Below are 20,916 nucleotides of genomic sequence, written 5' to 3'. Positions count from 1 at the left end.
AAAGCTCTTTTTTTATAAAAACATTACTTAATTTTGAAGCCATCGACGAAGCGAACTTCAGTGCCATACACAGCACCACGTGTGTCATCATTCTGAACGAACATCAAGCACAAACGCATCATTTAACGATCCACATAGCACCAAATGAGAAAAAACACCTTGAATATTTTAAGTAATACATCGCACTCATTTATAATCAAAGGTTTCGCCAATCAACTTATCGAACTTACGCAAGATCAATTCTGCATGGGTTCTCACTAACTTAAAGTTTGTATACACATCATGGAATTAGCCAAATCTTTTGAACCCGCCAATATTGAATCGTTTTGGCGCACCGAATGGGAAAAGCGCGGATACTTCACCGCCACGACCGATGAGTCCAAACCATCGTTCAGTATTCAACTGCCACCACCCAACGTCACTGGCACTTTGCACATGGGTCATGCCTTCAACCAAACGATTATGGATGGTTTGACACGTTACTACCGTATGCGTGGCCATAACACGGCATGGGTACCAGGCACGGATCACGCTGGTATCGCAACGCAAATCGTGGTGGAACGCCAGCTCGATGCACAAAAGATTTCTCGCCACGATTTAGGCCGTGAAAAGTTCTTAGAAAAAGTCTGGGAGTGGAAAGAAAAATCCGGCTCCACCATCACTGGCCAAATGCGCCGTATGGGTGCTTCTGCTGATTGGAATCGTGAATACTTCACAATGGATGCAGAACGCTCCAAAGTGGTTACCGAAGTCTTCGTCCGTTTAGTAGAACAAGGTTTGATCTATCGCGGCAAACGTTTGGTGAACTGGGACCCAGTATTGGGCACCGCCGTATCTGATTTGGAAGTCGTATCGGAAGAAGAAGACGGCTCAATGTGGCATATCCGCTATCCATTCGCGGATGGAAGCGGCCACCTCACAGTAGCAACCACACGCCCAGAAACATTGCTCGGTGACGTCGCCGTTGCGGTAGATCCAACTGACGAACGCTACACCGCTTTCGTTGGCAAGATGCTCAAATTGCCTTTGACGGATCGTGAAATTCCCGTCATCGCCGATAGCTATGTCGACAAAGAGTTCGGTACAGGCTGCGTGAAGATTACACCAGCACATGATTTCAACGATTACGCAGTTGGCCAACGTCACAATTTGGCATTGATCAGCATCTTAACTTTAGATGCCAAGATCAATGAAAACGGCCCAGCTGTTTACCAAGGCATGGATAGATTCGTAGCACGTAAACAAATGGTCGCTGACCTCGATGCACAAGGTTTGCTCGAGTCTGTAAAGCCACACAAATTGATGGTGCCACGTGGCGACCGTACTAACGTCGTCATCGAACCGATGTTGACCGATCAATGGTTCATGGCGATGAGCAAAGCTGCGCCAGAGGGCACCCACTTCCCAGGCAAATCGATTGCCGAAGTCGCACTAGAAAAAGTGGCGAATGGTGAAGTGAAATTCGTACCAGAAAACTGGAGCACGACATACAACCAATGGCTGAACAATATTCAAGATTGGTGTATCTCACGCCAATTGTGGTGGGGTCATCAAATCCCAGCATGGTATGGCGACAATGGTGAAATCTTCGTTGCACGCGATGAAGCCGAAGCCAAAGCAAAAGCAGCAGCGGCTGGTTACACAGGCGCATTGAACCGCGACAATGACGTGCTCGATACTTGGTTCTCTTCTGCCTTGGTTCCATTCTCCACCATGGGCTGGCCGGAGTTGACGGTTGATAGCAAACTGTTCTTGCCATCCTCTGTATTGGTCACTGGCTTTGATATCATCTTCTTCTGGGTAGCGCGTATGGTCATGATGACCGCGCACTTCACTGGCAAAGTGCCATTCCATACCGTCTATGTACACGGCTTGGTGCGCGATTCTAGCGGCCAAAAAATGTCCAAATCCAAAGGCAATACACTTGATCCTATCGACTTGATCGACGGTATCACGGTTGACGAACTCGCGGCAAAACGCACTGTCGGCTTGATGAACCCAAAACAAGCGGCGAGCATCGACAAAGCCACGCGCAAAGAATTCGCTGATGGCATTCCTGCTTACGGTACAGATGCTTTGCGCTTCACAATGGCGAGCTATGCATCCTTAGGTCGCAACATCAATTTCGACTTAGGTCGCTGCGATGGCTATCGTAATTTCTGCAACAAATTGTGGAATGCGACGCGCTTTGTATTGATGAACACCGAAGGTCAGGATTGCGGTTTCACAGGTACAGCAACAGACAATGATCTCGATTATTCACAAGCTGACAAATGGATCATCTCCACTTTGCAACGTACAGAAGCAGAGCTAGAAAAAGGCTTTGCCGACTACCGCTTCGACAATATCGCCTCCGCCATCTACAAATTCGTTTGGGATGAATACTGCGATTGGTATTTGGAAGTAGCAAAGGTGCAAGTACAACAAGGTACGCCAGCGCAGCAACGTGCAACGCGTCGTACTTTGTTACGCGTGTTAGAAGTCACGCTGCGCATGGCACACCCAGTCATTCCTTTCGTCACAGAAGCCTTGTGGCAAACAGTAGCACCATTGGCAGGCAAAACGCTGAACCCAGCGGGCGATTCCATCATGATGCAAGCCTACCCATTGGTAAATGCAGAAGCGATAGACGAAGCAGCAGAACACTGGATGACAGGCCTCAAAGCCGCCATCGATGCATGCCGTAACTTGCGCGGTGAAATGCAATTATCACCAGCAGTCCGCGTACCACTGTTATTGCAACCAGCGAACGCTGCCGACAAAGCCCGCATGGAAAGCTACGCACCTTACATGGCAGCCTTGGCGAAATTGTCTGAAGTGCAGATTGTCGATGTTTTACCCGACTCACCAGCACCCGTCTCCATCGTCGGTGAAACCAAGCTGATGTTAAAAGTAGAAATCGACGTCGCCGCAGAACGCGAACGCCTCTCGAAAGAAATGGCAAAACTCGAAGCCGAAATCAATAAAGCACAAGCCAAACTCAGCAACGAAAGTTTTGTGGCACGTGCGCCTGCAGCGGTTGTCGAACAAGAGAAAGAACGCGTAGCGGGCTTCTCTGCGACTTTGAGCAAGATGCAGGAGTCTTTTGCTAAGTTGGGGTGATTTGGTTTTTTGATTGGGCTGTAAATGCAAAAAGCGCTTCGAGGTTTCGAAGCGCTTTTTTGTTTTTGGAGATTGAATGTGGGGTGGACCCAGCCTCTTCGTACCCACGCATAACGGTCGATTAAGATGAAAAAAAAGTAAAAATATCATTTGCGACGATAAGCAATTCCGCGATGGCAAAATTAGTGTCTTACGCGCATTTACAATTTGTCGGATTTCTTCAAGACGGCTAGAGATCAATATCGTATCTTCCTTGTTCAATTAACGATACGGAGAATCGCGATGAAATTAGGCTACACCATTTTATATGTACACGATGTGCCGAAGACGCTGGCATTTTATCAAGCGGCATTTGGTTTTCAAGCTCGATTTCTGCACGAAGGTGGAGATTGGGGGGAACTGGAAACGGGTGAGACTTGCCTTTCATTTTGCTCTTATTCACTGCTAAAGCAAATCGGCAAAACAACGCAAACACCTGATCCCAAAACGCCGTGTTTTGAAATCGCATTAGTAACTGAAAATGTCGCAACCGCCATGCAACACGCTTTGGATGCAGGTGCTGTCATGATTCAAGAACCAGAACAAATGCCTTGGGGGCAAACGGTGGCGTATGTAGCTGATATCAATGGATTTTTGGTGGAACTATGTACGCCGATGACTCCGTCATAGCCGTCAATAGCCTGAGATTGATAATGCAGCGAGCAACTTAGGGTCGTTTCTGAGTACATTTGGACTATGACCGAACCATTGTTTAAATGCACGATTCATGTGCGATTGGTCGGCATAGCCATGATTCGCCGCTAGGGTACTTAAAGAAGTCGTATGTGCAAGTTCTGCACCTGCGCGCCTTACTCTTGCCAGATTACGCCAATAGCAAGGGGATCGATCCGTATGACGTTGCAAGTGACGCTCTAAACTTCGTTCAGATATTCCCAATAAACGGGCAGAGTCAGCGACGCTGCTCGTTTTTGCAAGCACAATTAAAGCGTCAATCACATCTTGATTTATGGAAGTACACTCCTCCAAATAGCTCAATATTTTACTGGTGTCGTCGAGATGGCAATGCTGCATCGCTTGCAATAAAGTTTCGGTAGCAAACCGGACTCCAGGTTTGCATCGAAAACCGATAAAGTAATCACTCGGATTGCATTGCACTGCGTAAGCACTATCCGCTAAATCAGTTACGAACCACTCGCCCACACCTTGGGCGGAGCCACACCATATCAAGTCTTGACAACCATCGGGAAGAACCCAAGTAAGTTCTGCTGTCGTCACTTGAGCAGACCATGTTTCAAGTACTGCATTTGGGATATTTAAATTTGACATAGACATTTGAATTGCACGAACACAGTCAGAGTATCTATGTTTCTCATTTCGATCACAAGTGTCAAGCCAAGTGGATACCTAAGAGATAAAGAATACGCATTATGGGAGTATTAGCTGTGCTACGTCCACGCGATCCATTGTCGACGAAACCAAGCTGATATTAAAAGTAGAAATCGACGTCGCCGCAGAACGCGAACGCCTCTCAAAAGAGATGGCGAAACTGGAAGCCGAAATCAATACGGTTCAAGCCAAACTCAGCAATGAGAGTTTTGTTGCACGTGCTCCGGTAGTTGTTGTCGAACAAGAGAAAGAACGCGTCGCGGGCTTCTCTGCGACTCTGAGTAAGATGCAGGAGTCGTTTGCTAAGTTGGGGTGATTTGGTTTTTGATTGAGTTGTAAATGCGAAAAGCGCTTCTATGTTTTGAAGCGCTTTTTTGTTTTGACAAGGAAATCACTCACTAGGTTTTCAAAATCTGCGTGGACACAAAAAACGTGGCCACATATGCCTCGAAGGGAAAAAATAAAAGATGAAAAATTAAGAACGATTAAACATGTGAATACTAGTGACGCAGTTCACATCGCCTCTAGACAAACTCACAAATAGAGTCGCACCTTTCACATCTTTATTGTAAGTTTCACGAAAAATTGGTCGATGATTAAGAAATTGTGCTTCACCTACGAGCGTCCATCCTGCGATCTTCGCGACTTCTCGAAATTCTTGGTAATGAATACACATTGTGGAGTCTAATCCTAAATCAAAACTTGAATAATTGTTTCCATTCTTAACTGACATTGCAAAGTACCAATCTAATCTTGGTCTCAAATAATCCACTCTCATATTTGGATATGATGTCTGAAAATCTATCGACGGTGTCTCGGGAAATTTCACGTTAAATGCACGTTCCACCGTTTCCCTTTTGGTTCGACCATCTTCACTCAACAAAACTTTTCCAACATTTTGGAGAAAATCGTCTTTCGTAAAAGAGAAAGGCGGCAAGAATTCCCTTGTTTGTTCAAGTTCTGTTTTTGCGTCTTTTACCTGATCAGATCTATTTTTCATGCTCTTCTGCGCAAGAATTTCATTTGCGACTGATTCAAGCATCAAGATATTTGTAAAAAGTAAAGTCATGCTCATGATTAAAAATCCAAATCGACTTCGACACTTTGCAGATTGCTTTGAATCGATCCATGCCGTGTTTTTCAAATCACTACTTCCTTGATTTATCATTTGATCTCCTTCTATTTTTGAAATTCTGAATCCAGCCTTGTAGGGCGGATAAAACCCGCGCCGCTCAGGCTATGTACAAAGTTGATCGACCGATCTACCGCGCGGGTTGCACCCGACCTACATTGTTATCCCACTTCAAGTAACCCATATAGTGGCGACAAATGATGGATACTCACTGCGATTTTGCCGCCTCTACCTTGGCTTCCTCGATTTCTTTCGGACTCATTTGCGACTCTGCATACTTACGATACGTCACAGCATCATCATAATCGCCAGCAAGAATAAGCCATTTCATAGCCTCGACTTTATCGATCGCAACACCTTTTCCTTTGAAGTACATTAGCCCTAGTTGATATTGCGCACTAGCGTCCTTTTGTTGCGCCGCCTTTACAAAAAGATCGTGCGCTTTATCATAGTTGCGTGAAACGCCAATCCCATTCACATATAAAACTCCCAAACTATATTGCGCGTCGGCATATCCGAGCTCCACTGCCTTCTTGAACCAATAGACCGCCATTCCGTAATTAGGCGCGACGCCCTTGGCTTTTGCGTACATTCGGGCGAGATTGACTTGCGCGCGGATATTATTCTGCTCCGCTGCCTTTTCAAACAGGGCTTTCGCTTCTACGTAATTCTGCGCGACGCCTTCACCCTTTAAGTACATTAGGCCAAGATTAAACTGGGCATCAGACTTTCCTAGTTCAGCAGCTTTTTTGAATGCAGCAGCAGCGGCCGGAAAATCACGCTGACCATACAAAGCAACGCCATCCGAAAAATCATCGGCTTGAGCAAGTAAACTCAAGGTGCTAAAAACCACAATCAGCGATGTCTCCAAAAATAATTTCATATTCGACCCTTGCTCTTTGACTCAATATTGTTTCGTTCGAAAAATCGTTCAATTCTGACTTTCATCATAAACTAAACTTGTTCAGCCATCCGTTTTTCGCAGCCTTCTAGGATGGGTACGACCCGCACGTCCTCGCCAATGTGCATAGTTGATCGGTTTATAAACCGCACGGTTTGCACCAGCCCTACCAATTTTAGCGAAGCAACCATGTTCAACGAAGTTTCACACCGCTAGTTCCTACCCGCGAACCGCCGCCTCGATCTCAGCAATATCAATCTTCTTTTGCTTCATCATCGCGGCCATTGCTTTGCTCGATACTGCTTTGTCGACATTCATGGTCAATTCAAGCAAACGCTTTGGATAAATTTGCCAAGACACACCGAAACGATCTTTCAGCCAACCGCAGACACTTTCTTCCCCGCCGTTGCTGGTGAAGGCTGCCCATAGTCGATCGGTCTCAGCTTGATCGTCGGTCGCGACCGCAATCGACACAGCTTCGCTCAATGTGAACATCGGCCCCGCATCGAGAATTTGGTAAGGGACACCGCCTAACGTGAAGTCGATCACGGAGAATACGCCATAGCCGTTGTCACCTACATAGGCACTTTCAACTTTGCTATTGAGAATCAAAGAACAGTAATACTCAGCAGCCTCTTGGCCTCGTCCGTCACGAAACCAAAGACAGGTGCGAATGGCATTGCTCATGGCGATACTCCTTTAAGGAATGGGTTGGAAGATTTCGGGTAACAAGCTTGAACTAGAGTTCAGTAAAAGGCAACTTATTAACATCCATCACCATCAACTAGTAGATCTTCAAATTAGAATTCATCGCTCAGAATGGGTTCGCCAAAATACAAAAGCCTCCCGCGAAGGAGGCTTTTTGACTTGCAAATCCGCGTCTGAATACTTGCTCAATTCAGACGGATGTCATCGACATTTTAGTAGGTCAAATTCAATTGAAAGACTGCCGTCGTACCACTGACTTCATTACCAACGATCAATAATGGTTTGCCATTTGGTGACTTGTCTGCGGTGATCAATGCTAAGCCTTCTGGCCCGCGATCACCTGTTAAGGCATTACGCGTATTGAGATAAGTGACATAGATCGGCGCAGTTGGATTGGTGACGTCATACACAATCACGCCACCAACGCGTTCCATACCAATGAAGGCGAAAGTCTTGTTGCCGAATGTGCCGACGACGACGCCTTCTGGTTCAGGGCCTTTGCTGGCGCTACGTCCATCGAGCGTGTTGTTGTCGTGACTGGCGTTGAAAGCGACATTGCTGAGCGCTTTAGTACGTTGTTCTAAATCGTCACCAGAGTCAAACACTCGAACGATATCAGTCGACCAGATCGAGAAGGAACGTGCGCCAAATGAGAATAATTCAGTACACAATCCTGCCGCATTCTTACCAGCACTACCACCATTTGGTGTGGTCGTGATGCGTAAGCGTCCGAGGTTGGAATCAAACAATAGGTTTGTCGCTTCACTGCCAAACACTGCTGGATCTAAACCCAATTTGCAATGCGTAGCCACCCGCGTCTCTTCATTAAATCCTGGCCAATCTGCACGTGCGTCACCTTCATTTGCCGTGATCAGATAAGTGCTACCGTTGACTGTGTAACGTGCAATAGCGTCAGGCAGATACATGCCTTTGACCGGCTGTGGAGCAATCTTGATCGCAGGTGTTCCGCTATTGGTGTTCGTGCCGCCATCTTCGTCACTCGCGTCTAAACCCGCACCTGCGACATTGTGATTTTTAAAGCCCAATGGTTTGATGGCTGTCACTTTTGCTGTCGCGATGTCGACTATCGCGATGGCATTATTCTCTTGTAGCGTGACATAGGCTGTTTTATTGTCGGCGCTAATCGCAATGTATTCTGGTTCGAGATCTTGTGCTGCATTGGCACCTGGACCATAAATACGCACACCGCTAGCACGGAGTTCTGCCTCTTTGCCGATGTACGCTTTAAAGTCGGCTGTAGCGACCGTCGATGTTCCAGTACGGTTCACTGTAATCACACTAATAGAACCTTCAGGATCAACAGAGTCGGCTAAGCCATAGCTATTTGGCTCACCTTCATTGGCAACTAACAATTGCTTACCGTCAGACGTAAAAGTCACCATATCCGGCAATGCGCCCACGGCAACTGAGTGCAACAATTTGAGGTCAGCTGCATTATAAAACGCCACTACACCAGGAGAAGTTTTTGCTTTGCCTTCGATTGCCAAGGCGACCAAGCCATCATAGACCGCCACGCTATTCACACCACCACCGAGGCTACTGACATTGATGGCACTAATTAATTTCGGTGTTGCTGGTGTAGTTAAATCGAGTACATCAACAGAACCATTGGCACCATTGACAACAAACAAACGTTTGCTCGCTGGGTCAAACGCAGTAATCTCAGCAGCACCAAGCACAAGGCCGTCGTAGCTGCCGATTTTTTCTAAAGTCATACTAACTGGCGTCGGAGCGACTGGAATAGGCGTTTCCTTGGTGTCGTTGCTACTTCCACCGCAGCCACTCAGGAGTGTGATGGGAAGAATAAATGAGGCCAATAGATGGCGTCGGCTGGATGTCAACATGGATGTCTCTCGTCTAAAAAGTGAAAAGCGTGAAAAGTGAGCGCAGAAAATGGCCACGCATTTAGGGCGTCGCAATCAAACGGCGAATTCTGGCAAGCTTTGATGACGAGGATATGACATGGTGGCGCGACAAGCTTGAGTAAGACAAAACGAAAACATTCAATCAGCGGAAAAGGTGGTTGTGGTCATGTACAAATCCGAGTGAACTCAAAAAGCGCACCGAAAGTGGGTTCGCCACGCCAATAAATTTTAGTAATGAGAGCTCGGCTGACACTTTGCAGGGGCGCAGAATCGGAAATTTTGATATGCTGGCGGCCTGCGATCAGTCAACAGCGTTGACTTGAATCAGTGGCACTTATTTTATGGGAATGCACTATGGCATCATTGCAAGATCAATTTTTAAAAGCGGGTTTAGTCGATAAAAACAAGGCCAAACTGGTTCACCAGGACAAGGTCAAACAAAAAAAGGTCGAGCGCCGTACTGGCAGCGAGAGTGTCGATGAGGCACGTTTGGCTGCGCTTGAAGTGCAACGAAAAAATGCCGAACGCGCACGTGAACTCAATGCACAACGCGATGCAGCGGCAGCTCAAAAGGCCGTGTTTGCGCAAATCGTACAGATGGTGCAAAACAATCGACAAAGTAAAGGTAATGGCGACATCGCTTATTACTACACCCATGGCACCAAGATCGATAAGATCTACGTATCGGCCGAAGTACAAAAACATCTGATTGCTGGCCGGCTCATGATCGTGTGCGTGGATGGAAAAACCGAATTGCTTCCCCGAGTTATCGCGGAAAAAATAGAAGAACGCGATGCGTCGCTGGTGGTGCGAGTAAAGAAAACATCAACCGAAGTTGACGAAGATGATCCGTATGCCGCCTACCAGATTCCGGATGACTTTACTTGGTAGAAGTTTGACGCCAACTGCAAATCAAAAACAATTAAATGGGCGAACATCGTTAAAATTGACTGTATGTTTGCTCAACTTCATCCAATCTTCAACGCCATGTAGGGCGGGTGGAATCCGCGCCGCCTGAACTATGTGCAAACTTGATCGACAGATATACCGCGCGGGTTGCACCCGCCCTGCATGGCTAAAGTATTGCTGCACCACAAACGTTACCCTGATCGTCATATGAGATTGCAATGCGCACATTGCCGCTTGGATCAATAAGGCGAGACATGCTCTCTGCAAGTGAACTCCGTAACGCGAAGTACTCGGCTTGCTGATCATTCCCAGATCGGTGATAGTCAGAAGACAATGACCTAAGCTTATCTTTGCGTAAGTGCAAAGTTTCATTCGAATTCCAAAAAGATTTTTCCAAGAGCGTAGATTCTCGCTCTAAAGCGGATTTTTTGAACTGGTTGATAAGGTCTGCCCAACGATCTTCGTTTACATCAATCTTTGAATATTCGCGTTTTGCAGGATCAAGATAAGCTGTAACAAAATTTATAGCTGAGGCAAGGTTGAGGAAAAGCTCGCGCCGCTTTAAGAGTGGCCTTACTTTGTCTATGAGATTTTTTAATTCTTCAAATGTATCGCCTGTCCCGAAAGTGTCTCGATCGGTGAGCTTTGATATTGTATTGATTAATGAGGTCATGTCTTCTTCTAACTTGTTGCGCCAAGAGTAGGAGTCCTTGATGATCCCTTCAATCGCGTTCCTCTTTTGTTGGGGGAGCTCATCAGGACAACGAAGCTCCTTCATGTGTGTGGAGATTTCGCGTAAATAGTCAAAGGCTCCAGTAATTCTTGCCTTGTCTTCGTTCTCTTGCCTTTCAAGCACCTCGGAGATTGAGTCTTTGATTGCGCTTAGACTTCTTTCAATATCTGCCAAATGTGATTGAGCAACCGCAATACTTACAAGCTGAAAGGCACCTCCGGCAAGTTGTTTCGCTTTTCCTCCTTGAATTAATCGAGCCTTCCCGACCACTTTATTTGAGGCATCAACCGCATCTGCCAGGATTTCTCCTGATTTTGTTTTCATCAAGGTGTACGTTCCATCAATTAAGCCTTGATGGATTTCGGGCTTGAAAAGCACCTCTACAGTGTTGTTCGGAATGCCTGCGGCGCCTTTAAATAGGTCGGCTGCAAGGTGTTTGACACGACTAATTGCACTGCTGGATGACTCAACCATATGAGCCCCGACAGGTATTTTTTCTATTTCTCTTGACTCAAGCACTTTGAGTCCGTTGTCATCGAATATTGCGAGATTGTATCCAGAGTCACTTATTATTTCTAAGGCATCATCTGGTTTAAGGTCAATCCGTTCCGGCGCGATCATGCTGGCGGAACTATTCGTCCTTCTTTGAAGAAGTAGAATAAATGAAATAAACGCGGCCACTAAAATTATAATTGCAATCAACAGAATGGTATTCACAGCAGCCTCTAAATTTTGTCCATGTTGCTTCGGATGGTGGGCATTTCGCCTAACTTTAATTCAAAAGGACAAGATTGAAAATTAACCTGACCGACTTGATTTATCAACAACAAGGATCATAAAGGAAAGTCTAAGTAAATCAAATACATAAAACCAGACGTTGAGAAATATTCACGATAACCAAAACGAAAACGAGGAAGTTGTTTTCAATATCGCTTTGCTAGATAAGCCGTCAAACCAATACAAACCAAGGCAGGCCGCGTTTCGACGAAGCAGAACGGCGTATTCATTGATCCGTCCGCTCCACATCGATAACCGAGCCACCAAAATTTCTTGACGCCTCCCAAAACTCAAACTACTATTAAACCATTCGGTTAATTAACCAATCGGTACATTATGCAAGATCAACTGAGTTTAACGTTTTCGGCACTTGCCGATCCAACACGCCGGGCTATCTTGGCGCAGCTTTCGCACGGCGAGGCGAATGTGTCTGATTTGGCGCGGCCATTTCTAAATGATATGAGCCTACCTGCTGTTACCAAACATCTCAAGGTTCTCGAGACTGCTGGTCTAATTACCAAAACGCGCGATGCGCAGTGTCGTCCTTGTAAGCTCAATGGTGAAAACCTGAAACTGGCGGCGGACTGGGTGGATCAATATCGCGTGTTTTGGGAACAAAGTTTTGATCGCCTTGATCTCTATCTACAAACTATCACTGCTGAAAAGAAAGGTAAAAAGAATGTCCGCAAATCCAAAAGCACAAGTACAGCCAAAAGCGAATGAAATCCACCTCGTGCGTCTATATGACGCCCCCGTGGAGATGGTGTGGGACGCTTGGACCGATCCTGCACAAGCGGCGCAGTGGTGGGGGCCGCGCGGATTTACACTGACTACGCACAGCAAAGATTTGAGTGTCGGTGGCACCTGGCGTTACACCATGCATGGGCCTGATGGCACTGATTATCCAAATATCGCGACTTACCACGAAATCGAACAATACAAAAAACTCGTGTATGACCACGGCGCGACGGAACTCACGCCACCACTGTTTCGCGTGACTGTTTTGTTTTCCACCGTTGGCAAGAAAACGCAGATGGAAATGACGATGGCCTTGGCGACCGCAGAAGCTGCAGCAGAAACACGCAAGTTCATCAAGCAAGCTGGTGGTGACTCCACTTGGGATCGTTTTGCAGAATATCTCGCAGAGCAAATCGACCACAAAGAACGCTTCGTTATCAATCGCAGCTTTGCAGCACCGATCGATGTCATGTATGACATGTGGACACAAGCCGAGCACATATCAACATGGTTGCCACCAACTGGATTTACGATGTCGTTTAATCGCGCCGATATTCGCGTCGGTGGTAGTTCGTTCTATTTGATGACGAATGGCAGTAGCGAGAATAATGTGACCATGTACGGCCGCGCCGCGTATCTGGAAATGGATCGACCGAATCGTCTAGTCTACGCGCAACAATTTTGCGATGCGCATGAAAACATCTCGCGTCATCCGATGGCACCAACCTGGCCGGAGACGATGTTGACCACCGTGCTGTTCACTGAGGAGGCAGACGATCGTACCCGCGTGACGGTGACATGGGAACCGCACGGCGCGGTGACCGCTGAGGAATTAGAAGTATTTATGCAAGCACGCGGTGGCATGACGATGGGATGGACGGGTTCCTTTGACAAGTTGGAAGCCCAGCTAGAAACTGCTTGAGATGAGGAGAGTTCTGCCTGGCGAAATACTGATGCAATTACATGTGCAGTATGTCGAAGTGAGAATTAAATCGTACACGTAATTCTTTAGTTTTACGACCAACTCATCGCTAAACCTTCTACTGTTTGTGGGAGGTAAAATCCGAATTGCGGAATCACACTTGTGTGCACGACGTTATCGGCATTGCACGCCATCAACAAATAAAGAATGCCGGCACATTATTGTTGTAATTTGGTAGTTTAAAGTTCTAACTCTAGTAAATTCGTGTGCTGCTTCAAGAACTGCACGTACAATTCTTTGGCAGTTTTTGCCCTCTTTATAAAAATCGGAGACAACATGAATAAATCTGGAATGATCAAATCTAGTTTTGCCATACTGAGCCTACTTGCAGCGCAAATGGCCGCTGCCCAAAGCTCGCCAACAGGTCTGTGGAAAACCATAGACGACAAAACTGGCAAGGTAAAATCGCTGGTGCGCATTAATGAAACTGGAGGCGAATTTCAAGGCAAAATCGAAAAATTATTCCGCGAAGCCGATCAGGATCAAAACCCGAAATGCGACAAATGCGAGGGCAGCAATAAAGATCAACCATTAATCGGCCTGACCATACTTTTTAATATCAAAAAAGATGGCGACGAATACAGTGGTGGCAAAATCCTTGATCCTGCCAATGGCAAGCTCTACAGCAGTAAACTCAAATTGATAGAAAACAACAAAAAACTGGAAGTGCGTGGCTACGTTGGCATGCCGATGTTTGGACGCACGCAAATCTGGATACGCGAAGAATAATCTATCTCCCCTTCACCATGGCAGCTTCGGCTGCCATTTTTTATAGGTAATCAGAGATCTCTGCGCGACCGGATTTTGAGTCTTTGATTGGAGAAAGTGCTCTCGCACGGCTGCACCTATCCGGTCAAACATCGACTATTCGCGATGGCTGGGCAAATGTCTCACCCATTCAAGAATTTAAGTGCCGTCGATGCCAATGCATAAAAAACATCATAAAAATAGCAATTAAGGATGAAGAATTCAGAGCAATGATTGATAGCGCAAGCGTCCTGTGGTATTTTCGGAGTTATTAAATAGTCAAATCAAGAACTATCTTAAATCCTGTGCATGTCTATGTTCGCTCATAGGTAAGCAATCACTGGCAATACCAAGAAAATTATAATGAGTCCAAAAAAGAGCAAGACCCAGGGGGGGTCAATTAATGAGCGCATAGGTCACATTTATGGCTCATTGTCGAAGTCACACAAAATTACCGCAGATTATGTCGTTGGCAATGCGTTTAGAGCTGCCACCATGTCGATTGATGAACTAGCTGATGCCGTTGGGATCTCGAATGCGACCGCCAATCGTTTTGCCCGTGCCTTAGGCTTTGACGGTTATCCACAGTTTCGTGCTGAGCTGGTTTCTGGTTTTGAAACCATGCTGGCACCGATTGAAGAATTACGTTCCGAAATCAGCCGTGCCTCTAGCAGTTCAGAAGTCATTAGTCGTTCACTCTCCGACGACATCGCGAATCTGGAAATTACCCGCCGCGAATTCCGCCCCGATGTTTGTGATCGTGCAGTTAACATGATTTTGGAAGCGGAACATATCTACATTATTGGTTATGGCGCTAGCGCTTACTTAGGCGGCATTATGTGCCATGCACTGACCAACTACTGCAACTCAGTGCAAACCAACATCGGCACTGGCGGACCAGCCCAAGTCTCACGGACGCTATACAAGTACACGGAACGGGATCTGGTGATTGCCATTTCATTTCCGCGCTATTCCAGCGATGTGATCACCCTACTGAGTCAAACAAAGAAGCGACAAGTGCCGATTCTGGCGCTGACCGACAGGCCCAGCTCACCAGTCGCTTCGATCGCTGATGTCACTTTATACGCCCAAACGAAACCACAATTTAATTCAGAAGGTATCGTGTTATGCCTGATTGAAGCAATCTGTGCAGCGGTGGCAAATCAATCTGAGTCCTCAGTCGATATCGCAGCTGAAACCACAGAATTAATGCTCCCGTGGTTACACCACGGTAAAAAGTAAAGACTATCTTGATCTAGATCAGCTCTCCTTTAGTGAAATAGCTCTATCATCGATGTCATACGATTCGGTAGCAACTATTTTCTAAAGGAGTTTTACCCATGCAAGTTGAACATCATCCATTAGCTCTCGAATTCCCAGAATTCAAAGACACGATTCATACTTTAAAATTAGCTAACGCGCATTTTGCCAAATTATTCGATGAATACACCGATACTGACAAGGCAATTAACCGCGCAGAAAACGGCGTAGAACATTTAGCCGACGCAGCTTTAGAAACATTGAAAAAAGTTCGTATGCATTTGAAAGATCAGTTGTTCCATTTATTGCAGAACCACGTTGCGTAATTAGTTACAACACTGTTGAGTACAACAGTCACTGAGTTGGTAGGGCAAATTTTGGCGAACTTCGGTTCGCCTTTTTTTATGTCGACAAGAGAACTTAACTGGTTTTGCGTTTCGCACGAAATACAGATTGATCTGCATAAAATGCGTGATCTTGCCCTGGCCACCAACCCGGTACGCCAAGTACCGGCAACGGTGTGTAGTCTGCGGTCGTCAATGCATGGGATTGCAATTGTGCGCTCACCTGCCTATCAAGTTGTTGCACCTGCAAGGCAAAATCTTGCTTGAAAAAGTGAGGATCAACCCACACCGCCCAAGTGTGCGCGGTGATACCTTTATACGGCTGCACCAGCTTTTCCATCAATGCGTGTCCAAAGCTCCAGACCTGTGCCACAGCACCAAAATCATCGCGATGATCGAGGAAAGCCTGTTGCCATTGATGCTCACGTAAACAAGCCAAAAGCCGATGGCCTCGTTCAGAATTTTCTAGCACCAAAAGCGCTGCATTTTCATCGAAGATCGTTGCTGCATCACGGGCTGGCCCACGTGATTTCCCTATGCCAAGGCTATCAATTTGCGCTGACTGTAAGGCATTGAGCTGACGTTTAATGAGCGGAAAGCTTAACCATACTAAGGCATTAAAAAAGTCATGCAGATTTTCACGTGTCGGTACTTTACCGGCTTGGCTGATATGACTTTCGTAAGCGACACCGTCAGGCAATGCCTCTTGTGGGATAAATTGCAAAGGCAAATCTCGGTGATTACGCAAATCAAGGGTCTGCGCGATATGGTTTAAGGCAGCACGCCAATCTTCCTGCGCAAGAATATGTTGAGCGGCAGGAAGGATAGATGTCAACCAAGGACGCGACCAATCAATGACGGAATAAAACTTAGTCATTCTAGGATTACTCTGAGACTTTCCAATTGATGATTTCACCAGCATTCAAAGGCACCAGGCTGCCATCGAGATAGCTCAACTCGCTCGGCAATGTCCAGCTTTCACGTTTCAAGGTCATGCTGCCAGCGTTGCGTGGCAATTGATAAAAATCAGGGCCAAAGAAACTGGCAAAGCCTTCCAACTTATCTAATGCACCAACCTGATCGAAGGCCTGCGCATATAATTCCATCGCATGCAAAGCGGTGTAGCAACCAGCGCAACCACAGGCGTGCTCTTTCACACCCTTAGCGTGAGGTGCAGAATCCGTGCCGAGGAAGAAACGGGGATTACCCGACGTTGCCGCTTTCACCAAAGCTTGGCGATGGGTCTCGCGCTTCAACACTGGCAAACAGTAATAGTGCGGACGAATGCCGCCTTTGAAAATTTCATTGCGGTTGTACAGCAAATGATGCGCAGTAATCGTCGCTGCAATCGGGCCACTCGCTTCGGCTACATACGCTGCGGCCTCGCTGGTAGTGATGTGTTCAAACACGACTTTGAGTTCTGGCATATCGGCACGCAAGGGCTTCATGACGGTATCAATGAACACCGCTTCGCGGTCAAACAAATCAATTTCAGGACTCGTCACTTCACCATGTACCAAGAACGGCATGCCAACTTCTTGCATGACTTCCAAAGTCTTATAGCATTTGCGCAAATCCGTGACACCAGCATCGGAATTGGTCGTTGCACCCGCTGGATACAATTTCACCGCGTGCACAAAACCACTATCTTTGGCACGACGAATTTCATCTGGCGGCGTGTTATCGGTCAAATACAAAGTCATCAATGGCTCGAACGACATGCCTTCTGGCAAGGCCGCCAAAATACGCTGGCGATACGCTCCAGCCAATGCGGTGGTGGTCACCGGTGGCTTCAAATTCGGCATCACAATGGCGCGCGCAAATTGCGCTGCGGTGTGTGGCAAGACAGTTTTTAGGGCATCGCCGTCACGTAAGTGGAGATGCCAATCGTCAGGGCGGGTGATGGTGATTTGTTGGATGGAAGAGGTAGTCATAAAAGCTCGCTAAAACGATGAGGAGGCAATGATTGTTCTGAAAACATCAAATTAGCCTCTATTTTACCGTTTTAGTGCAGTAGGTGCGATTAGCATTGCGTAATCGCACGTATGTCACCGTCAGTTTTAAACACATGAATGGAATTCAGATGAATATCTTCGTTTAGATTTAAATAAAGATTACTTAAAAATTCTCTTTCACAGACTTGAAGATGGCACTTCCATCTGACAAAAATTGATCATTCGTGCGATTACGCGATGCTAATCGCACCTACTTTGCTGTGTCACCGATCTTAATTGAACACCTTATCCGACGGAAACCGCATACTATCGCGCAGTAAAAAACTCATAGGCAAAGCATAGTTCACACCTCTCGTCGGCAACGGCTGCATGAACCATTTTTCATAGAGTTTATTGAGTTCACCTTCATTCATCATTCTGGCGATTTCTTTATCGATCAGTGATTTCAAAACGGGATCATCTTTGGCTAACATAATCGTTTGGGCTTCTATGCCGATGCCGTCCCCGATAATTTTCCATTGTGATGCTGCTTCTGCACTTGCGCGTAATCCGGCTAGAACCACTTCTTCACCAACCATAGCATCAGCTTGCCCAGCTTTCAGTGATTCAAAGGCGGCGCGTGACGTGCTGGTTTCTATGATTTTTAATTCTGAAAATGTGAATTGAGTTTGCTGTCTCAGCAAACTCGATGCGGTACTACCGCGTACTACGACCACGCGCTTTTGCGATAGGTCGATCCAGTTTTTTATGTTGGCATTGGCATTTACTAACAAGCGTGTTGCCGAAAAAAAGTAAGGAATGGAAAACGCCATTTGTTTGCGTCGCTCGGCGGTATTAGCAGTGGTGCCACATTCCATATCCGCCTTGCCTTCTTGTATCGCTAACAGTCGATTCGATGGGTTAACCAATAAATAGCTGATAGCTAGTTGCGGCAGTTTTAGTTCGCGTTTGATGCGCTCTATCACATTGGCACAGATATCCATCGCATAGCCTATGGGCTTGCTGTCTTCGGATAAATAGGAGATGGGAACACTGGCTTCGCGATGCGCGATGACGATGGTCTTGCGTTCTTTGATACGCGCCAGAGTGTCGGCGGCGTTGGCTTCTGTGGCAATTAACAAAACTAAGACAAAACTTAACAGCTTGAACACGGTGTTCCTTTTTGGGGGAATGATTGCCGTGGTATTTTACACTTTGAGAGATTTGTGTGTTGTGGAGGGTGTATGTTTGATTTGGTTTGGTTTTCTTCGAGTTTCAACTTTGTGATGATTATTTCGCGACCTCTGGCCGGGTGTGGCCCGGCGGCCACTCACTTTTCTTGCTTCGCCAAGAAAAGTAAGCAAAAGAAGGCGACCGCGCTGTCGCTGCCCTTCGGGTTCCCAATTATGCAGGGCAAAAAATGGGAAAGCGTTGAAACTCGCTTCCCTTGCAGGGCGCATCTCCGCTTGCAAGCGGAGACCGTAACTCAGGCGATGTGCATGCACATCAAAACCCCTGCTAAACCTCAAACAACAACGCTTTCTTTATCCATTTTCTGCCCTGCACAATTGGCATCGCCAGAAGCGGAAAAATCGCCGCCTGACAAGTCAACCGTAAATCCTCACTGAACGCATTGAGCCAAGAGAAATTTGATTCTCGGGATGCAGAGCAAGGCGTCGCCCGCAGCAATATGTCAATATTGCGAGGACAGACAACGCCGCACAGCGCCCGAAAATCGAATTTATCGCCGCGCTCAATTAAGGGTAGAGACCTCTGACTTCACGCGCTTGTAGTACGCGTGTGCAACCAATAATAAATGCAGCCGTACGCAAAGAAACTTTCTTGTCTTCTGTGACTTGCCAAACAGAGCTGAAAGCTTCTTTCATAATGCGTGTCAAACGATTATTGATCTCATCTTCAGTCCAGAAATAACTAGAGAAATCCTGTACCCATTCAAAGTAAGAAACTGTCACGCCACCGGCATTCGCGATAACGTCTGGCACAACCAAAACACCACGATCACGCAAGATGTCATCAGCTTCTGGCGTGGTTGGGCCGTTCGCACCTTCAAGAATAATCTTAGCCTTGATCTCGTTTGCGTTGGCTTCGGTGATTTGCTGTTCCAATGCCGCTGGGATCATGATGTCGCAATTGACTGACCAGAATTCATTGTTAGGCAATACCGCTTCTATGCCATCAAAACCAGCCACGCTGCCATGCGCTGCGACATGATCTAACAGCTTTGGCACATCAAAACCATTCGAGTGGAAAATCGTGCCACCGTGATCTTGTACCGCAACAATTTTAGAACCGGCCTCAGCGAACAAACGTGCCGCGATACCGCCGACGTTACCAAAACCTTGCACCGCAATTTTTGCACCGGCAATCGTCACGCCTTTTTTTGCAGCAGCTTCGCAACCAACGACGAACACACCACGACCTGTCGCTTCACGACGACCTAAACTACCACCGAGGGAAATTGGCTTACCTGTGACCACGCCTGTCGCCGTGCGACCTTCATTCATGGAATAGGTGTCCATCATCCACGCCATCGTTTGTTCATTGGTATTGACGTCTGGTGCTGGAATGTCTTTATCTGGGCCGATGATGATGCCGATTTCGGAGGTGTAACGACGCGTCATACGCATCAATTCGCCACGTGACAAAGTCTTAGGATCAACACGAATACCGCCTTTAGCACCACCGTAAGGCACATTGACTGCGGAGTTCTTAATCGTCATCCACGCAGATAAGGCCATCACTTCGGACAAGGTCACATCTTGATGGAAACGTACGCCACCTTTACCTGGACCGCGTGAGGTATTGTGTTGAACGCGATAGCCTTCGAAATGGGCAATGGTGCCATCATCACGCTCGATAGGGACATCAACGATCAAAATACGCTTAGGACGCTTTAAGGTTTCAACCCAGCGAGACAAGCTGCCTAGGTAAGGCGTCACGCGGTCAATTTGCTCCAGGTATACATTCCATGGGCCAGTCGCATGTGGGGTCAGGTAGGACGGGATTTGGTGATTACTCGACATGGTAAGTCTCGATTCGTATTGAATAATGTGGCTCAAAATAAGCTTGAATTAGCATTTGTTCTGACTTGATCACATCGCTTTTTCTCGATCTGATCAAAGGCAGCGCATCTTAAGGCAAGTGCTTGCCAGCGCTCCAATGCTTTGTTTGCATCTAACTATGCATGAAATGCATAACCACATTTTTATGCAAAACACGAAGATAAGTTTGTAAACCTCCCTTAATCAGTGCCAGGTATTACTAGAGTTTTGAGGTTGGTGAAACAACCGGAATTCAACAGGGGTCATCCCGTTGAGTGAATCATGTGGGCATTGCTCGTTGTAATCGTTCATCCA

The 20,916-nt window shown here is 46.7% G+C and carries 19 protein-coding genes and 1 pseudogene; 10 read left to right on the top strand and 10 right to left on the bottom strand.

The window, feature by feature from the left end:
- Positions 1-282 precede the first annotated feature (282 nt).
- Both H8K52_RS12235 and H8K52_RS12230 read left to right on the top strand, forming a co-directional pair.
- Positions 283-3,102: a valine--tRNA ligase gene (locus tag H8K52_RS12235; RefSeq protein ID WP_186923191.1), complete on the top strand. Its 2,820-nt coding sequence runs from the start codon at positions 283-285 to the stop codon at positions 3,100-3,102.
- A 282-nt stretch (positions 3,103-3,384) separates the two neighbouring features.
- Positions 3,385-3,771, top strand: coding sequence for a VOC family protein (locus tag H8K52_RS12230; RefSeq protein ID WP_186923190.1), 387 nt, complete (start codon positions 3,385-3,387; stop codon positions 3,769-3,771).
- Positions 3,772-3,774: 3 nt separating this feature from the next.
- Here H8K52_RS12230 and H8K52_RS12225 read toward each other — a convergent pair whose 3' ends face one another.
- The gene (locus H8K52_RS12225; protein ID WP_186923189.1) at positions 3,775-4,434 is read right to left on the bottom strand and encodes a helix-turn-helix domain-containing protein; all 660 of its coding nucleotides are present in this window, start codon (positions 4,432-4,434) and stop codon (positions 3,775-3,777) included.
- A gap of 127 nt (positions 4,435-4,561) precedes the next feature.
- Here H8K52_RS12225 and H8K52_RS12220 point away from each other — a divergent pair.
- Positions 4,562-4,804 (top strand): annotated as a pseudogene (locus H8K52_RS12220) (hypothetical protein); the annotation flags it as partial.
- 159 nt (positions 4,805-4,963) lie between these two features.
- On the opposite strand, the gene H8K52_RS12215 reads toward H8K52_RS12220, so the two are convergent.
- The 4 genes from H8K52_RS12215 to H8K52_RS12200 form a co-directional block, all read right to left on the bottom strand.
- The gene (locus H8K52_RS12215) at positions 4,964-5,656 is read right to left on the bottom strand and encodes a hypothetical protein (RefSeq protein ID WP_186923187.1); all 693 of its coding nucleotides are present in this window, start codon (positions 5,654-5,656) and stop codon (positions 4,964-4,966) included.
- A 172-nt stretch (positions 5,657-5,828) separates the two neighbouring features.
- Positions 5,829-6,503, bottom strand: a complete 675-nt coding sequence (locus H8K52_RS12210) for a tetratricopeptide repeat protein (RefSeq protein ID WP_186923186.1) — start codon at positions 6,501-6,503, stop codon at positions 5,829-5,831.
- Positions 6,504-6,740: 237 nt separating this feature from the next.
- Positions 6,741-7,208, bottom strand: a complete 468-nt coding sequence (locus H8K52_RS12205) for a VOC family protein (RefSeq protein WP_186923185.1) — start codon at positions 7,206-7,208, stop codon at positions 6,741-6,743.
- Positions 7,209-7,441: 233 nt separating this feature from the next.
- Positions 7,442-9,094: a choice-of-anchor I family protein gene (locus H8K52_RS12200; RefSeq protein WP_186923184.1), complete on the bottom strand. Its 1,653-nt coding sequence runs from the start codon at positions 9,092-9,094 to the stop codon at positions 7,442-7,444.
- Positions 9,095-9,469: 375 nt separating this feature from the next.
- Here H8K52_RS12200 and H8K52_RS12195 point away from each other — a divergent pair, with 375 nt between their 5' ends.
- Complete coding sequence (locus tag H8K52_RS12195; protein ID WP_186923183.1) at positions 9,470-10,006, top strand: DUF2058 domain-containing protein; 537 nt, start codon at positions 9,470-9,472, stop codon at positions 10,004-10,006.
- A 184-nt stretch (positions 10,007-10,190) separates the two neighbouring features.
- On the opposite strand, the gene H8K52_RS12190 is transcribed toward H8K52_RS12195, so the two are convergent.
- Entirely contained in the window at positions 10,191-11,474 is a 1,284-nt protein-coding gene (locus H8K52_RS12190) for a hypothetical protein (protein ID WP_186923182.1), read from the bottom strand.
- Positions 11,475-11,870: 396 nt separating this feature from the next.
- Between H8K52_RS12190 and H8K52_RS12185 the strand changes: the two genes are divergently transcribed.
- The 5 genes from H8K52_RS12185 (at position 11,871) to H8K52_RS12165 (ending at position 15,587) form a co-directional block, all read left to right on the top strand.
- Positions 11,871-12,257, top strand: coding sequence for an ArsR/SmtB family transcription factor (locus H8K52_RS12185; RefSeq protein WP_186923181.1), 387 nt, complete (start codon positions 11,871-11,873; stop codon positions 12,255-12,257).
- Positions 12,214-13,194, top strand: a complete 981-nt coding sequence (locus H8K52_RS12180) for an SRPBCC family protein (RefSeq protein ID WP_186923180.1) — start codon at positions 12,214-12,216, stop codon at positions 13,192-13,194. Before H8K52_RS12185 ends, H8K52_RS12180 begins: the two co-directional genes overlap by 44 nt.
- A gap of 351 nt (positions 13,195-13,545) precedes the next feature.
- On the top strand, positions 13,546-13,983 hold the full coding sequence (locus H8K52_RS12175) for a DUF2147 domain-containing protein (RefSeq protein ID WP_186923264.1): 438 nt from the start codon (positions 13,546-13,548) through the stop codon (positions 13,981-13,983).
- A 381-nt stretch (positions 13,984-14,364) separates the two neighbouring features.
- Positions 14,365-15,243, top strand: a complete 879-nt coding sequence (locus H8K52_RS12170; RefSeq protein WP_186923179.1) for a MurR/RpiR family transcriptional regulator — start codon at positions 14,365-14,367, stop codon at positions 15,241-15,243.
- A 98-nt stretch (positions 15,244-15,341) separates the two neighbouring features.
- Entirely contained in the window at positions 15,342-15,587 is a 246-nt protein-coding gene (locus H8K52_RS12165; protein WP_186923178.1) for a YdcH family protein, read from the top strand.
- Positions 15,588-15,681: 94 nt separating this feature from the next.
- Here the strand turns inward: H8K52_RS12165 and H8K52_RS12160 are convergent, their stop codons facing one another.
- From H8K52_RS12160 to H8K52_RS12150, 3 genes are all read right to left on the bottom strand, one after another.
- Complete coding sequence (locus tag H8K52_RS12160; RefSeq protein WP_186923177.1) at positions 15,682-16,482, bottom strand: DUF3025 domain-containing protein; 801 nt, start codon at positions 16,480-16,482, stop codon at positions 15,682-15,684.
- Positions 16,483-16,489: 7 nt separating this feature from the next.
- On the bottom strand, positions 16,490-17,539 hold the full coding sequence (gene pyrC, locus H8K52_RS12155; RefSeq protein WP_186923176.1) for a dihydroorotase: 1,050 nt from the start codon (positions 17,537-17,539) through the stop codon (positions 16,490-16,492).
- 293 nt (positions 17,540-17,832) lie between these two features.
- Complete coding sequence (locus H8K52_RS12150) at positions 17,833-18,711, bottom strand: transporter substrate-binding domain-containing protein (protein WP_186923175.1); 879 nt, start codon at positions 18,709-18,711, stop codon at positions 17,833-17,835.
- Between the two features lie 72 nt (positions 18,712-18,783).
- Between H8K52_RS12150 and H8K52_RS12145 the strand changes: the two genes are divergently transcribed.
- Complete coding sequence (locus tag H8K52_RS12145) at positions 18,784-19,167, top strand: hypothetical protein (RefSeq protein WP_186923174.1); 384 nt, start codon at positions 18,784-18,786, stop codon at positions 19,165-19,167.
- Between the two features lie 129 nt (positions 19,168-19,296).
- Here H8K52_RS12145 and H8K52_RS12140 read toward each other — a convergent pair whose 3' ends face one another.
- Positions 19,297-20,583 carry a Glu/Leu/Phe/Val family dehydrogenase gene (locus tag H8K52_RS12140; protein WP_186923173.1) on the bottom strand — a complete coding sequence of 429 codons (1,287 nt, stop codon included), beginning with the start codon at positions 20,581-20,583 and terminating at the stop codon, positions 19,297-19,299.
- Positions 20,584-20,916: the final 333 nt, after the last annotated feature.

Origin of the sequence: Affinundibacterium seohonense (assembly GCF_014284305.1) — a bacterium.
Classification (GTDB): domain Bacteria; phylum Pseudomonadota; class Gammaproteobacteria; order Burkholderiales; family Burkholderiaceae_D; genus Undibacterium; species Undibacterium seohonense.
This window is presented reverse-complemented; position numbering and strand designations above follow the sequence as displayed.

What these genes read in the sequence shown, in the direction of transcription:
- H8K52_RS12235 (WP_186923191.1), top strand. Translation starts at nt 283, where the DNA reads ATGGAATTAGCCAAATCTTTTGAACCCGCCAATATTGAATCGTTTTGG.
- H8K52_RS12230 (WP_186923190.1), top strand. Translation starts at nt 3,385, where the DNA reads ATGAAATTAGGCTACACCATTTTATATGTACACGATGTGCCGAAGACG.
- H8K52_RS12225 (WP_186923189.1), bottom strand. Translation starts at nt 4,434, where the DNA reads ATGTCTATGTCAAATTTAAATATCCCAAATGCAGTACTTGAAACATGG.
- H8K52_RS12215 (WP_186923187.1), bottom strand. Translation starts at nt 5,656, where the DNA reads ATGATAAATCAAGGAAGTAGTGATTTGAAAAACACGGCATGGATCGAT.
- H8K52_RS12210 (WP_186923186.1), bottom strand. Translation starts at nt 6,503, where the DNA reads ATGAAATTATTTTTGGAGACATCGCTGATTGTGGTTTTTAGCACCTTG.
- H8K52_RS12205 (WP_186923185.1), bottom strand. Translation starts at nt 7,208, where the DNA reads ATGAGCAATGCCATTCGCACCTGTCTTTGGTTTCGTGACGGACGAGGC.
- H8K52_RS12200 (WP_186923184.1), bottom strand. Translation starts at nt 9,094, where the DNA reads ATGTTGACATCCAGCCGACGCCATCTATTGGCCTCATTTATTCTTCCC.
- H8K52_RS12195 (WP_186923183.1), top strand. Translation starts at nt 9,470, where the DNA reads ATGGCATCATTGCAAGATCAATTTTTAAAAGCGGGTTTAGTCGATAAA.
- H8K52_RS12185 (WP_186923181.1), top strand. Translation starts at nt 11,871, where the DNA reads ATGCAAGATCAACTGAGTTTAACGTTTTCGGCACTTGCCGATCCAACA.
- H8K52_RS12180 (WP_186923180.1), top strand. Translation starts at nt 12,214, where the DNA reads ATGTCCGCAAATCCAAAAGCACAAGTACAGCCAAAAGCGAATGAAATC.
- H8K52_RS12175 (WP_186923264.1), top strand. Translation starts at nt 13,546, where the DNA reads ATGATCAAATCTAGTTTTGCCATACTGAGCCTACTTGCAGCGCAAATG.
- H8K52_RS12170 (WP_186923179.1), top strand. Translation starts at nt 14,365, where the DNA reads ATGAGTCCAAAAAAGAGCAAGACCCAGGGGGGGTCAATTAATGAGCGC.
- H8K52_RS12165 (WP_186923178.1), top strand. Translation starts at nt 15,342, where the DNA reads ATGCAAGTTGAACATCATCCATTAGCTCTCGAATTCCCAGAATTCAAA.
- H8K52_RS12160 (WP_186923177.1), bottom strand. Translation starts at nt 16,482, where the DNA reads ATGACTAAGTTTTATTCCGTCATTGATTGGTCGCGTCCTTGGTTGACA.
- pyrC (WP_186923176.1), bottom strand. Translation starts at nt 17,539, where the DNA reads ATGACTACCTCTTCCATCCAACAAATCACCATCACCCGCCCTGACGAT.
- H8K52_RS12145 (WP_186923174.1), top strand. Translation starts at nt 18,784, where the DNA reads ATGTTTGATTTGGTTTGGTTTTCTTCGAGTTTCAACTTTGTGATGATT.
- H8K52_RS12140 (WP_186923173.1), bottom strand. Translation starts at nt 20,583, where the DNA reads ATGTCGAGTAATCACCAAATCCCGTCCTACCTGACCCCACATGCGACT.